The 11,885-nt window shown below is 64.1% G+C and carries 12 protein-coding genes; 3 read left to right on the top strand and 9 right to left on the bottom strand.

The window, feature by feature from the left end; genetic code table 11:
• Nucleotides 1-365 precede the first annotated feature (365 nt).
• Nucleotides 366-1,730, bottom strand: coding sequence for an NTP/NDP exchange transporter (locus tag ABS769_RS12830; protein WP_317062040.1), 1,365 nt, complete (start codon nt 1,728-1,730; stop codon nt 366-368).
• Between the two features lie 369 nt (nt 1,731-2,099).
• On the opposite strand from ABS769_RS12830, the gene ABS769_RS12825 reads away from it, so the two are divergent.
• Nucleotides 2,100-3,443, top strand: a complete 1,344-nt coding sequence (locus tag ABS769_RS12825) for a serine hydrolase domain-containing protein (RefSeq protein WP_317062047.1) — start codon at nt 2,100-2,102, stop codon at nt 3,441-3,443.
• Between the two features lie 154 nt (nt 3,444-3,597).
• Here ABS769_RS12825 and ABS769_RS12820 read toward each other — a convergent pair whose 3' ends face one another.
• The 8 genes from ABS769_RS12820 to nudE form a co-directional block, all read right to left on the bottom strand.
• The gene (locus tag ABS769_RS12820; protein WP_023904733.1) at nt 3,598-4,065 is read right to left on the bottom strand and encodes a hypothetical protein; all 468 of its coding nucleotides are present in this window, start codon (nt 4,063-4,065) and stop codon (nt 3,598-3,600) included.
• Nucleotides 4,055-4,720: a hypothetical protein gene (locus ABS769_RS12815; protein ID WP_317062039.1), complete on the bottom strand. Its 666-nt coding sequence runs from the start codon at nt 4,718-4,720 to the stop codon at nt 4,055-4,057. The genes ABS769_RS12820 and ABS769_RS12815 overlap by 11 nt, the downstream gene beginning before the upstream one ends.
• A gap of 379 nt (nt 4,721-5,099) precedes the next feature.
• Nucleotides 5,100-5,495: a glycine cleavage system protein GcvH gene (gcvH, locus tag ABS769_RS12810; RefSeq protein WP_023904736.1), complete on the bottom strand. Its 396-nt coding sequence runs from the start codon at nt 5,493-5,495 to the stop codon at nt 5,100-5,102.
• A 141-nt stretch (nt 5,496-5,636) separates the two neighbouring features.
• Nucleotides 5,637-6,746: a glycine cleavage system aminomethyltransferase GcvT gene (gene gcvT, locus ABS769_RS12805; protein WP_350498174.1), complete on the bottom strand. Its 1,110-nt coding sequence runs from the start codon at nt 6,744-6,746 to the stop codon at nt 5,637-5,639.
• A gap of 196 nt (nt 6,747-6,942) precedes the next feature.
• Nucleotides 6,943-7,278, bottom strand: coding sequence for a YnfA family protein (locus ABS769_RS12800; RefSeq protein WP_006451453.1), 336 nt, complete (start codon nt 7,276-7,278; stop codon nt 6,943-6,945).
• A complete protein-coding gene (mazG, locus tag ABS769_RS12795; RefSeq protein ID WP_317062038.1) occupies nt 7,275-8,249 on the bottom strand; it encodes a nucleoside triphosphate pyrophosphohydrolase in 975 nt (324 codons plus the stop codon). Before mazG ends, ABS769_RS12800 begins: the two co-directional genes overlap by 4 nt.
• An 8-nt stretch (nt 8,250-8,257) precedes the next feature.
• Nucleotides 8,258-9,058 carry a 3'(2'),5'-bisphosphate nucleotidase CysQ gene (gene cysQ, locus ABS769_RS12790; RefSeq protein WP_006451451.1) on the bottom strand — a complete coding sequence of 267 codons (801 nt, stop codon included), beginning with the start codon at nt 9,056-9,058 and terminating at the stop codon, nt 8,258-8,260.
• Nucleotides 9,055-9,603: an ADP compounds hydrolase NudE gene (nudE, locus tag ABS769_RS12785; protein ID WP_006451450.1), complete on the bottom strand. Its 549-nt coding sequence runs from the start codon at nt 9,601-9,603 to the stop codon at nt 9,055-9,057. Before nudE ends, cysQ begins: the two co-directional genes overlap by 4 nt.
• Nucleotides 9,604-9,645: 42 nt before the next feature.
• Between nudE and bioA the strand changes: the two genes are divergently transcribed.
• Nucleotides 9,646-11,064: an adenosylmethionine--8-amino-7-oxononanoate transaminase gene (gene bioA, locus ABS769_RS12780; RefSeq protein ID WP_317062037.1), complete on the top strand. Its 1,419-nt coding sequence runs from the start codon at nt 9,646-9,648 to the stop codon at nt 11,062-11,064.
• Complete coding sequence (locus ABS769_RS12775) at nt 11,055-11,789, top strand: 16S rRNA (uracil(1498)-N(3))-methyltransferase (RefSeq protein WP_317062036.1); 735 nt, start codon at nt 11,055-11,057, stop codon at nt 11,787-11,789. The genes bioA and ABS769_RS12775 overlap by 10 nt, the downstream gene beginning before the upstream one ends.
• The last annotated feature ends 96 nt before the right edge of the window (nt 11,790-11,885 follow it).

The following is an 11,885-nucleotide window of genomic DNA, read 5'->3' as shown; positions in this document are numbered from 1 at the left end:
ACCGATGAACGCGCCTGAAGGAAACCGCTCAAAGGTCGCGGGTTGAGGCCCTGATCAACACAGTTGCTACACGGACGTACTTGCGGCGTGTCCCGCGATGGTGGGCGGGCAAGGGCCCTGCAGCCAATCAACAGATCAGCCGCTCCAGCCCTGAGATCATCCGTTCTGCAGGTGAGCTATCAACACTGTCCAACTACTCTAAGGCAACAGAGATTTCGCTGCCTTGAAGCGGCTGACAAAACGTCGCGAGTAATGAGCAGGCAGATATGCACGGCGCTCTCAGAACCAGCTGTATCAGTGGTACACGCCGTACCCAGCAACAGTCGCGCCCGCCTGATGGCGGCAAGTAGTTTTGCCAGCCATTCTTAGTCGGACACCTGCCTGGCGGTCTGCGCATCGCGCTCGGCAGGCAGCTTGCGCGCCTCGCGCAGCAGACCGAATGCGCCCAGTGTCATGCCCGAGGCCACCAGCAGACCGACGCCGAACACGGCGCTGGAGCCAAATGCCGACACCAGCTTGTGCACCCACACGAAGGTGAGATCGCCACCGCGGTAGATCACGGTGTCGATCGCCGCGCCGGCCTTGTAACGCCATTCCCGGTCGACGCGCGTGTATAAGGTCTCGCGCGCCGGCTTGGCCAGTGCGAACTCGCTGGAGCGCGTGATCACCTGCACGATCGCGATCATCATCGGCAACGGCGAGGCTGTCAGCATGGCATAGCCCAGCGTGATCGCCACACCCGGAATCAACAGCGCCGGCGCGATACCGAAACGCGACAACAGCGCGCGCGTCACCAGCAGTTGCAGCACCAGGGTGAGCGCGTTGATCGCCAGATCGATGCTCGCGTAATAGGCGGTGGCTGCCGCTGCGTCCGTGTATAGCCGCCGTACCAGCGCTGCCTGCTCGTTGTAGAGCAAGGTGCCGACGCCCACACCGAACAACACCATGAAGGCCAACCAGCGCAGCAATGGCTCGCGCACGATCAGCTTGAGCCCGCCCAGAACATCGCCGCCCATCGGCACTTCGCCGGAGCTCAGCTGTCGCTCCTGCTCGCGCGCAACCGCCCACAAGCGCAGACGCAGCACGCAGACCACGCACACCGTCAGAAACCCGGCCGACACCAGCATCAGATGCGCGATGCCGATGCGCTCGACCAGGGTGCGGGTGAGGATCGGCCCGAGAAACGCGCCCAGCGTGCCTGCCGCACCGATGTAACCGTAGTAACTGCGCGCTTCGGCATTGCTGAAGACGTCGGCCATGAAGCTCCAGAACACCGCCACCGCAAACAGGTTGAAGACGGTCACCCACAAAAAGAACGCCATGCCGCGCCCGGGCACGCCGCTATCGAACAACACGTAGAACAGCAACAGGGTCGCGATGAAGAAGCCATACACCACCGGCAGGAACACCCGGCGCGGATAACGGCTGACCAGTGCGCCGTAGACCGGCTGCAGCAACACCATGATCAGGAAGGTGCAGGTAAACAGCACCTGCAGGGTGAAGTCCTTGAGCGGCATGCCATGCGCGGCGAAGAAGGCGATCATGCCGGTGGGAAAGATCGCTTCTACATCCGCCGAGGCGCTCATCGCCTCGCGCACCGGGCGCAGCACGTAATACCCGCTAAGCAGGCAGAAGAAATACAGAAAACTCCACGCCAGCGGCGGCGAACTGCGCAACGCGCCGCTCAAACGGCCAGCCGCAGACTGCGACGAAGAAAATCGGCTGGTCATGGTGAACAAATCGCCTGCACAAACGGGCCCGACAGCGTGGACATGGCAGCGGCGGCACCCGCGAAGGAAGCGCGCAAGTTAGCCGATGCGGCGCAGCACCACCAGCGCCGCAGTGCAGAACACAACGGACTGATCCTGCATCCAGACGGCACGCCACTTGCAGCCACATCTGCACAGGTGCCGAGCCGCACTCGAAGCGCTCCGCGCCGCCCGATTTCTGAACCTAAAATCATCAATAGGATCAATATGATGCCCATTCATCTTCTGGCAGTTTGTGCTATAGCGAAGCGCGGCGCTAGAATCGCCGGAGGCAGTGGAACAGGCGGGACAACCATGACTGAAATGCGCAGGCCCCGACGGTTTCGTCCGTTGGCCATCGGGCTGCTCGGGGCGTTATTGCCCCTGGCCCTCTCTTCCACCGCGCAGACGCCCGCGCCAGCTGCCTCTGCGCTGCAGCCGGCCACCGCCGCACAGTCGCCCACCGCTCCGCTGCAGTATCGTGCCTCGCTTCCGGCCAGCAGTGTGCTGCCACCGGCGGCCGGCTTCGATGTGGCCGCGTTCGAATCGATGGCCAATCAGTTGACCTACGGCAACCGCGTGCCCGGCATTGCGATGGCGATCGTGCAGGGCGGCAAGGTGCTCAGCGCGCGCGGCTATGGCGTCACCGACGTCAATCATCCGCAGCCGGTCGATGGCCACACCGTGTTCCGTCTCGCCTCGCTGTCCAAGGCGTTCGCAAGCACCATGGCCGGCCTGTTGGTCAACGACGGCGTGCTGCGTTGGGACAGCAAGGTGGTCGATTACGTACCGGGCTTCCAGCTCAGCGATAACGTCGCCACGCATCAGCTCACTGTGGCCGAGGTGCTTAGCCACCGCGTTGGCCTGACCCGCAATGCCTACGACCGCGATATCGAATCCAACGTCGACTACTACTCGCTCAGCCACAAGCTCGCCGCTGCACCCTTGCGCTGCGCGCCGGGCGATTGCTATGCGTATCAGAACGTGGCCTTCAGCCTGGTCGGCGATGTGGTGTTCGCCGCTTCCGGCAGCTTCTATGAGCAGTCGGTGGAGCGCCGCATCTTCAAGCCGTTGGGCATGAATGACGCGAGCATGGGCCTGGCCGGCATCCAGGCCAGCCCGCATGCGGCACGCCCGCATGTGCGCAGCCGCGGCGGCTGGGTGGCACTGACGCCCAAGCCGACCTACTACCGCCTGGCGCCCGCTGCCGGCGTCAACGCCAGCGCCAGCGACATGGCGCAGTGGTTGCTTGCACACACCGGTCACCGCACCGACGTGCTGCCTGCGCCCCTGCTGGCGACGCTGCATGCGCCGTTGATCTCCACACCGGGCGAGATGCGCTCGGGTTGGCGCCACGAGCGTGTGGACGCTGCCAGCTACGCGCTGGGCTGGCGCGTGTTCGATTACGCCGGCCATCAAGTCATCTTCCATGCCGGCGCGGTGCAGGGCTATCGCGGCCTGGTCGCGCTGCTGCCCGAGCGCGACCTTGGCATCGCGATCATGTGGAATGGCGAGAGCGGCCTGCCGTCGGGCATGCTGCCGACCATCCTGGATCGCGCACTCGGCCTGCCGGCCAAGCGTTGGCTGGACATCGATGTGGATGGCGACTTCGGCAGCGAGAACATGCTGGCCGAGCGTCCCGATCCTGCCAGCAAGGGTGCCTCGTCCGGCAAGTCGGTGGCATCGCCGCGCTGAGTTAGCGTTTGCAGCGATTCAAGACAGAGGCGGCTTCGGTCGCCTTTGTTGTTTTTGGCGTTCGCGATTGTTGAGAGCGACCCAATAAAAAAGCTCACTCCCCGCTGGGCGTCGGGGAGAGAGCTCGATGTTTACGGCGATCGGGTGTTGCAGATCAGATCAGCGGCGCCGGAGTTGCGGGCAGCGCGACCGGAGCGGCCTTCTTCTTGCGAACGGCCGGCTTCTTCTTGGCGACCTTCTTTACGGCAGTCTTCTTGGTGGCGGACTTCTTGGTCGCCTTCTTCGGAGCTGCTGCTTTCTTGGCGGTCTTCTTGACTGCTTTCTTGGCGGCCGTCTTCTTGGTCGCCTTCTTGGCAGTCTTCTTCACTGCCTTCTTGGCGGTCTTCTTCACTGCCTTCTTGGCGGCAGTCTTCTTGGTTGCCTTCTTGGCAGTCTTCTTCACTGCTTTCTTGGCGGTTGCCTTCTTGGCAGTCTTCTTGACGGCCTTCTTGGCAGCAGCCTTCTTCACTGCCTTCTTAGCGGTTGCCTTTTTGGCGACCTTCTTGACTGCCTTCTTGGCGGCAGTCTTCTTCACTGCCTTCTTGGCGGTGGGTTTCTTTTTTGCAGCTTTTTTAGTGGCCATGTAATTGGCTCCTCGTCAGTGAACTATGGAGGTGAAACGCCCAGTTGAACCAAACCCCGCGACGGCATGCCGTCGTCGGGAACCATCCGCAGGTGATGCGCGACGGGACGGATACAGAAACACCCGCATCGAACGGCGACACGGGTGCGTGATCGGAACGACTGCTGCTTTCTTGGAGAGAAGCGGACCCGACTCCACCGTGGATAGCGCTTCGGTGGACATCTGGAACAAGCGTGTCGGCTTGATGTCGATTCTGCTCACTCTCTTTCGCAGCAACGTCTGCTGGGCGAAACCTAATCACGCTTTTTTTTACTGTCAACACTCTTTTGCAATTTTTTTTCAGCCAGCCATCGCAATGCGGCGCGTCGAGGTGATCCAGACAGGCCTTGCACTGGCATGCGCGTGCGAGCGACGCGCGCATTCGTGCAATAGGGTTTTCAGAAAACCACTTCTTTTGTGCTGTTTTTTTGAAGCGGTCAAGAATGCAGCGACTGGATCGGCATGACGGGCGCGTCGCAAGGTGCAAGGCAGTGATGTATTGCGTCGCCTGTCCGCCAGCTGAAAATTTTTTATCCAATGACTGCGCTTGGGGCGTCGCATCAGCACAAATGCGCAAACTTATTGCGCTCTTCGATCGCCTTGCATGCGTCTGCATGGACGACTCGACGCATGCATGCATGCCTTGCATCGCGTCCAACGATCGACCATCGACGCATGCGAGCGCCAGTTTTTTTCACCACGCACACGCCGCGTCCTCACGATTGGCTCACGCCAGAAATCCGACGCGCCTGCATGCGGACATCCTTCGACGCGGTGGTGGTGATGCGTGCCTGGCGCGTGCGGTGTTTTTCGCTCGGCCGCCGAGCGTGGCGATGGAGACCGGCACCTGGCATGCAGGCATCGTTCGAGGAATCGGCAACGCGACAGTTCGCTGGCCACTGCAATCGATACCGGCGCGCCGGCGCCAGCGTGGCGTGCAAAAAAAATGGCCGCTCCAGGAGCGGCCATCCGAGGTTGCGATGTGCCAGGCGCGATCAGTGCGCGTCTTCTTCCAGCAGCTCGGCATAGTCGTCCGGCGACAGCAGGTCGTTGAGCTCTTCCTTGTCGTCGAGTTCGACCACGAAGATCCAGCCATCACCGTAAGCGTCTTCGTTGATGGTTTCCGGCTTGTCGCTGAGTGCGCTATTGACCTCGACGACGGTACCGCTGACCGGGCTGTAGACGTCGGAGGCGGCCTTGACCGACTCCACCACTGCCGCGCCGTTGCCGGCCTGCACGGTGTCGCCGACGCCCGGCAGTTCGACGTAGACCAGGTCACCCAGCAAGCCCTGCGCGTGGTCGGAGATACCGACGGTCACACGGCCGCTGTTTTCGACGCGGGCCCACTCGTGGGATTTGAGGAACTTGAGGTCGCCAGGGATCTCGCTCATGTGTGCTCCGGGGAAACTGGGGTTAGGGACAGGTGGCTAGTTTAGACCGCGCGACAAGACAGGTGCACGCGCGTGCAGGACTGCTTGGTTGCTACCGATGTTGCGCGCTGCCGGCCGTCTGCACGCCCGGCAGCGTTTGACTCATTGCCCGAGCACGCCGGGCTGTGCCTGGCCATCGCGCACGAACGGAAACTTCACCGCGCGCAACGGCACCTGCTTGCCGCGGATGTCCACGCGCAGGTCGTCGATGCTGCCGGCCGGCACGCGCGCGAACGCGATCGCCTTGCCGAGCGTGGGCGAGAAGGTGCCGGACAGGATCTCGCCTTCGCCGCTGGCGGTGAACACGCTCTGGCCATGCCGCAACACGCCCTTCTCATCCATCACCACACCGATGAGTTGACGCGGCGCGCCCTGCGCCTTTTGCGCTTCGAGCACGGCGCGACCGATGAAGTCGCGGCCTTCGTCCAGGGTGATCGTCCACGCCAACGCAGCCTCATAAGGCGTGACCGCGTCGTCCATGTCCTGCCCGTAGAGATTCATGCCTGCCTCCAGACGCAAGGTATCGCGCGCGCCCAGACCGGCCGGCTTGACGCCTTGCGCGAGCAGCGCGTTCCAGAACGCGACCGCCGCATCCTGCGGCAACACGATTTCGAAACCGTCTTCGCCGGTGTAGCCGGTGCGTGCGAGGAACAGTGCGATGCCATCGCGCGAATGTGTCTGCAGTGCAGCGAAACGGCCGAGCTTGCTGGCTGCAGCGCTGTCGGCAGGATCCACCAGCTCGATGACCTTGGCGCGTGCGTTGGGACCTTGCACCGCGATCATCGCAAAGTTGCTGCGCTCTTCCACGCGCACATCGAAGCGCGCGGCCTGCTCACCAATCCACTGCAGATCCTTTTCGCGGGTAGCGGCGTTGACCACCAGGCGGAAGAACTCTTCGCTCATGAAGTAAACGATCAGGTCGTCGATCACCCCGCCCTGCGGATTGAGCATGCAGGTGTACAGCGCCTTGCCGGAGACCTTGAGCTTGTCCACCGAGTTGGCCAGGAGGTAGCGCAGAAATTCGCGCACACGCGCGCCGTGCAGATCGACCACGGTCATGTGGCTGACGTCGAACATACCGGCATCGCGACGCACCTGGTGGTGTTCGTCCAACTGCGAGCCGTAATGGATCGGCATGTCCCAACCGCCGAAGTCGACCATCTTGGCGCCGAGCGCGCGATGGGTATCGTTGAGGATGGTCTTCTGGGTCATGCGCGCCGGTCCAAGGAAAAGAGGACCATTATCGCCGCCCGGCCGCGCTTGCGGGAACGGCGTGTTCGCCGCGCCGCAGCATTTGCGTAACCACTCCTGCGGGCTGCCATCGAGTCCCTGCATCCGCACGTTGCGATGCTCGGCGCCGTCGCCAGCGTGGCGCTGCATCAGCCGCACGACCTCGCCATGCGCGCGATCAGACGCTGCGCGGCGAAAACATGATGATGGCCATGCCAAGCAGGCAACAGGCGGCACCCAACAGATCCCAACGCGTCGGCGTCACCCGGTCCACCCACCACAACCACAGCAAGGCGCTGGCGATGTAGACGCCACCATAGGCCGCATACACACGCCCGCTGGCCTCGGGATGCAGGCTCAACAACCATACGAAGATGGCGAGGCTCAACGCGGTCGGCAGCAACAACCAGATGCTGCCGTCTTTGCGCAGCCATAGATAAGGAAGGTAGCAACCGACCAGTTCGGCGACCGCGGTGGCTGCGAACAGCAGCAGCGTGGTCGGTGCGGAATTCATGCGCGGTCTGGCTTGTCGAAATCTTGCTTGTTCAAATCCTGCTGGTCGCGGTCTGCCTGATGCGGGTCGGAGACATCGAGACCTTGCTCGCCGACGATTGACTGATAGGTGGCAGGTTTGCCGGCGGCCAGCGGGTCGAAAGCAGCCGGATCCTCGCCTCGCTCGCCGCGCTTGACCTGTTGCCACAGCGCTTCCTGTTGGTCCAATGACAGTGCTGTCAGGTTGGTGTCTGCGGTCTGCGCCAGCGCTTCCATGGCGCGAAAGCGGCGCTCGAATTTGAGATTGGCATGGCGCAGTGCGGCGCCCACATCGACCTTGGCGTGCCGCGCCAGGTTGGCGCAGACAAACAACACATCGCCAAGCTCGTCTTCCAGCCGTGCCTGGTTGTCGGCGACCGGGCCGCGTGCGAACTCCACGCGCAACTCTTCGATTTCTTCCTGCAGTTTTTCCAGCACCGGTGCCGGGCCGGGCCAATCGAAGCCGACCCGCGCCGCGCGCGACTGCAGCTTGGTGGAGCGCTGCCACTCCGGCAGGCCGCGTGCGATGCCGGCAAGTGCGGAGTCGTCCTGATGGCCGGCTGCACGCCGTTCTTCGCGCTTGATCTGCTCCCAGTTGGCGCTCACGGCCTGCGCGCCGTCGACCTGTTGATCGGCGAAGACATGCGGGTGGCGGCGCACCAGCTTGTCGCTGAGTGTGGCGACCACGTCGGCAAAGTCGAATGCGCCCTGCTCTGCTGCCATCTGTGCATGGAAGACCACCTGCAGCAGCAGGTCGCCCAATTCGTCGCGCAGACCCGGCAGGTCGTTGCGATCGATGGCATCGGCGACTTCGTAGGCTTCTTCGATCGTGTACGGCGCAATGCTGGCGAAGGTCTGCTCCACATCCCAGGGACAGCCGTGCTCGCGATCGCGCAGACGCGCCATCAACTGCAGCAGGCGCTGGATGTCGCCGGTCGGCGGGGTCTGAGGCATAGCGACGCTCATACCAGCCAACTGCGCCACGGCAGATTCGGATCGCCCAGCGCGATGAAATCGCCGTTGAGCAAGGTATCGCGGCGGTTGTAGCGGAACGGTTTGCCGGAGCCCCCCGCCAGCAACACGCCGCCGGCGGCATGCAGCACACACTGGCCGGCAGCGGTGTCCCATTCGGAGGTGGGACCGAAGCGTGGATAGACGTCGAGATCGCCTTCGGCGATGCGGCAGAACTTCAACGACGAGCCCTGCGCCACCACATCGATCTCGCCCATGCGCTCCAGTGCGGCCGCGGTGCGCGCGTCGCGATGCGAGCGGCTGGCGGCCACCCGCAATGGCGTGGCGGCGGGCGTGCGCGTCTGTAGCATTTCGTCGCGATGGCCATCGCGGCGGTAGGCGTTCTCGCCACGCGCCGCGTACCAGACCCGGCCATCGACCGGCGCCTGCACCACGCCGAGCACTGGCGCGCCCATGTGGATCAACGCGATGTTGACGCTGAACTCACCGTTGCGCTTGACGAACTCGCGGGTGCCGTCGAGCGGGTCGACCAACCAGTAACTGGTCCAATACTGGCGTTCTTCCCAGGCGATGTGCGCGGATTCTTCCGACAGCACCGGCACGTCCGGAGTGACCCGGCGCAGCGCATCGACGATGACGCGATTGGCGGCCAGGTCGGCCTGGGTCAGCGGGCTGGCGTCGTCCTTGATCTGCACCGCGAAGTCCTGCGCGTACACCTGCATGATCGCATCACCCGCCTCGCGGGCGATGGCGATCACGGTTTCGCGCAGTTCCATCGGAATGCGGATCATGGATTGCGCTCCAGCCACTCGCGCGCAATGAACAGGGCAGCCAGCGAACGGCCTTCGGAGAAATCGTCGCGCAGCATCAAGTCGGCCAGACGGGCAATCGGCCAGGGAATCACTTCCATCTCTTCGGGCTCGTCGCCAACCAGCCGTTCGGGGTAGAGATCGCGCGCCAGCACCAACCAGGATTGGTGACTCATATAAGTAGGAGCGAGCGTCATCGCGCGCAGCACCTGCACCTGGCGCGCGCCGTAACCGGCTTCTTCCTTGAGTTCGCGGTCGGCCGCCTGCTCCGGCGTCTCGCCGGCATCGATGCGGCCCTTGACCAGACCCAGCTCGTAGCGATGCACGCCGGCGGCGTACTCGCGCACCAGCAGCACGGTCTGCGCATCCAGCATCGGCACCACCACCACCGCGCCGTGGCCCTGGCTGAGTTGGCGCTCGTACAAGCGGCGCTCGCCGTTGGAAAATTCCAGATCCAGTTGCTGGCGACGGAACGGCCCGTCACCGAGATCGGTGATCTTGTGGATGGTCGGCAGACGCGGGCTCATGCGTGACACGCAGGGGGCGGGGGCGACCGATAGAATAGGCGTATGCATCGACATGTTCATGAGCCCGAAATCCTAGCAGACCCGGCAGCCTCTCAAACTGCCGAACATTGGCGGCAACGCGATCTTGAGGTGCTGTGGCACCCCTGCACGCAGATGCGCGAGCACCCGCACACACTTCCACTGGTGCCGATCGCGCGTGGCGACGGGGCGTGGCTGGTCGGCTACGACGGCCGCCACTATCTGGACGCGGTCAGCAGTTGGTGGACCAACCTGTTCGGCCACACCGAACCGCGCATCGGCGCGGCCATCGCGCGCCAGGCCGGCGAGCTGGAGCAGGTGATGCTGGCCGGCTTCACGCATGCGCCGGCAGTGCAACTGGCCGAGCGCCTGTTGGCGATTGCACCACGTCAGGCGGGCCGCGCGCCGCTATCTAAAGTTTTCTATGCCGACAACGGATCGGCCGGCGTGGAAGTGGCGTTGAAGATGGCCTTCCATTATTTCCACAACCGCGGCGAGCATCGCCGCACCCGCTTCGTGGCGCTGGAAAACGGCTATCACGGCGAGACCATCGGCGCGCTGTCGGTCGGCGACATTCCGCTGTACAGGCGCGTGTATGCGCCGCTGCTGCTGGAATCGATCTTTGCGCCTTCGCCGGATGCGTATCTGGCCGAGCCCGGGCAGAGCGCAGAAGACTATGCGCTGCAGGCAGCCGATGCGTTGCAGGCGGTGTTCGAACAATCGCCAGGCGAAATCTGCGCACTGATCCTGGAGCCGCGCGTGCAATGCGCAGGCGGCATGCGCATGTATCACCCGGCTTACTTACGGCGTGCGCGCGAATTGTGCGATGCGCATGGCGCGTTCTTGATCGCCGACGAGATCGCCACCGGCTTCGGCCGCACCGGCACCTTGTTCGCCTGCGAGCAGGCCGGTGTCATGCCTGACCTGCTGTGTCTGTCCAAGGGATTGACCGGTGGCTTTCTGCCGTTGTCGGCGGTGCTGGCCACGCAGCAGTTGTACGACGCGTTTCTCGATGATTCGCGCGAACGTGCGTTTCTGCATTCGCATAGTTACACCGGCAATCCGCTGGCCTGTGCGGCGGCACTGGCCACCTTGCAGATTTTTGCAGACGACGATGTGATTGCGCGCAACCAGCACACGGCCGCGCGCATGCGCGCACTGGCCGCGCAGATCGGCGAACACCCCGCCGTGGCGGACGTGCGCCAGGCCGGCATGATCGTGGCGTTCGAACTCACCCAGGGCGGCGACAAACGCACGCCGTTTCCGGCGGCGGCGCGGGTGGGCCTGAAGGCCTATCGCGCCGCCCTCGCCAAGGGAGTGGTGCTGCGCCCGCTCGGCGATGTGCTGTACTGGATGCCGCCGTATTGCGTGGACGAAGCGCAACTTGCGCTGCTGGCTGCCACCACCCGCCATGCCATCGAGGAGGCGGTTGCATGCGCCTGACCCGCTCGCATGTCGCACTGCCGCTGCATTGCGACCAGGAGGTGACGCTGCCCGAAGAGTCGGCCAATCACCTGCTGCGTGTGCTGCGACTGCGCGAGGGCGATGCCTGCATCCTGTTCAACGGCGACGGCAGCGACTACCACGCGCGTATCACGCTGGCCGGCAAGCGCGAGGCGCGCGCACTGGTGGAACGTGCGCAGCCGCTGTGCAACGAATCGCCGCTGTCGATCACGCTGATCCAGGGCATCGCGCGCGGCGAGAAGATGGACCTGATCCTGCAGAAGGCGACCGAGCTGGGGGTTGCGGCGATCGTGCCGGTCAACGCCGAGCGCACCGAGGTCAAGCTGGATCCGGCGCGGATGGAAAAACGCGTGGCGCATTGGCGCAGCGTGGTGATCTCGGCCTGCGAACAATCCGGGCGTGCACGCGTGCCCACGGTCGCTGCGCCACTGGGCCTGCAGGACGCGGCGCAGGCCAGCGACCCGCATGCGCTACGGCTGACGCTGGACCCGCACGGCGAGCATCGCCTGGCCACGCTGCCGGTCGTCGCGCAACAGGCTGTGATCGTGGCGATCGGGCCGGAAGGCGGCTGGTCGCCGCGCGACCGCGCAATCCTCGGCGAGGCCGGTTTCAGCGGGTTGCAATTGGGTCCACGCATTCTGCGCACCGAAACCGCAGGGCTGGCGGCAATTGCGGCGCTGCAGTCGCGGTTTGGGGATCTATAGGGCGATGCTGCGGGTCATCTGATGCCCGCCCTACATCGTAGGAGCGCCCTTGGGCGCGATGAAGCGTTATCGACAATGCCCATCGCGCCCAAGGGC

The organism is Xanthomonas hortorum, from assembly GCF_040279205.1.
In the GTDB taxonomy this organism is placed as follows: domain Bacteria; phylum Pseudomonadota; class Gammaproteobacteria; order Xanthomonadales; family Xanthomonadaceae; genus Xanthomonas; species Xanthomonas hortorum_F.
Note: the sequence above shows the minus strand (reverse complement) of the source record. Positions and strands in the feature narration are given on the sequence as shown.

Excerpts from the sequence above, each read along its gene's own strand:
- ABS769_RS12775 (WP_317062036.1), top strand. The coding sequence starts at position 11,055 with ATGCGCCTGACCCGCTCGCATGTCGCACTGCCGCTGCATTGCGACCAG.
- ABS769_RS12830 (WP_317062040.1), bottom strand. The coding sequence starts at position 1,730 with ATGACCAGCCGATTTTCTTCGTCGCAGTCTGCGGCTGGCCGTTTGAGC.
- mazG (WP_317062038.1), bottom strand. The coding sequence starts at position 8,249 with ATGCCTCAGACCCCGCCGACCGGCGACATCCAGCGCCTGCTGCAGTTG.
- ABS769_RS12820 (WP_023904733.1), bottom strand. The coding sequence starts at position 4,065 with ATGGCCACTAAAAAAGCTGCAAAAAAGAAACCCACCGCCAAGAAGGCA.
- gcvH (WP_023904736.1), bottom strand. The coding sequence starts at position 5,495 with ATGAGCGAGATCCCTGGCGACCTCAAGTTCCTCAAATCCCACGAGTGG.
- nudE (WP_006451450.1), bottom strand. The coding sequence starts at position 9,603 with ATGAGCCCGCGTCTGCCGACCATCCACAAGATCACCGATCTCGGTGAC.
- ABS769_RS12800 (WP_006451453.1), bottom strand. The coding sequence starts at position 7,278 with ATGAATTCCGCACCGACCACGCTGCTGCTGTTCGCAGCCACCGCGGTC.
- ABS769_RS12815 (WP_317062039.1), bottom strand. The coding sequence starts at position 4,720 with ATGCAGACGCATGCAAGGCGATCGAAGAGCGCAATAAGTTTGCGCATT.
- bioA (WP_317062037.1), top strand. The coding sequence starts at position 9,646 with ATGCATCGACATGTTCATGAGCCCGAAATCCTAGCAGACCCGGCAGCC.
- gcvT (WP_350498174.1), bottom strand. The coding sequence starts at position 6,746 with ATGACCCAGAAGACCATCCTCAACGATACCCATCGCGCGCTCGGCGCC.
- cysQ (WP_006451451.1), bottom strand. The coding sequence starts at position 9,058 with ATGATCCGCATTCCGATGGAACTGCGCGAAACCGTGATCGCCATCGCC.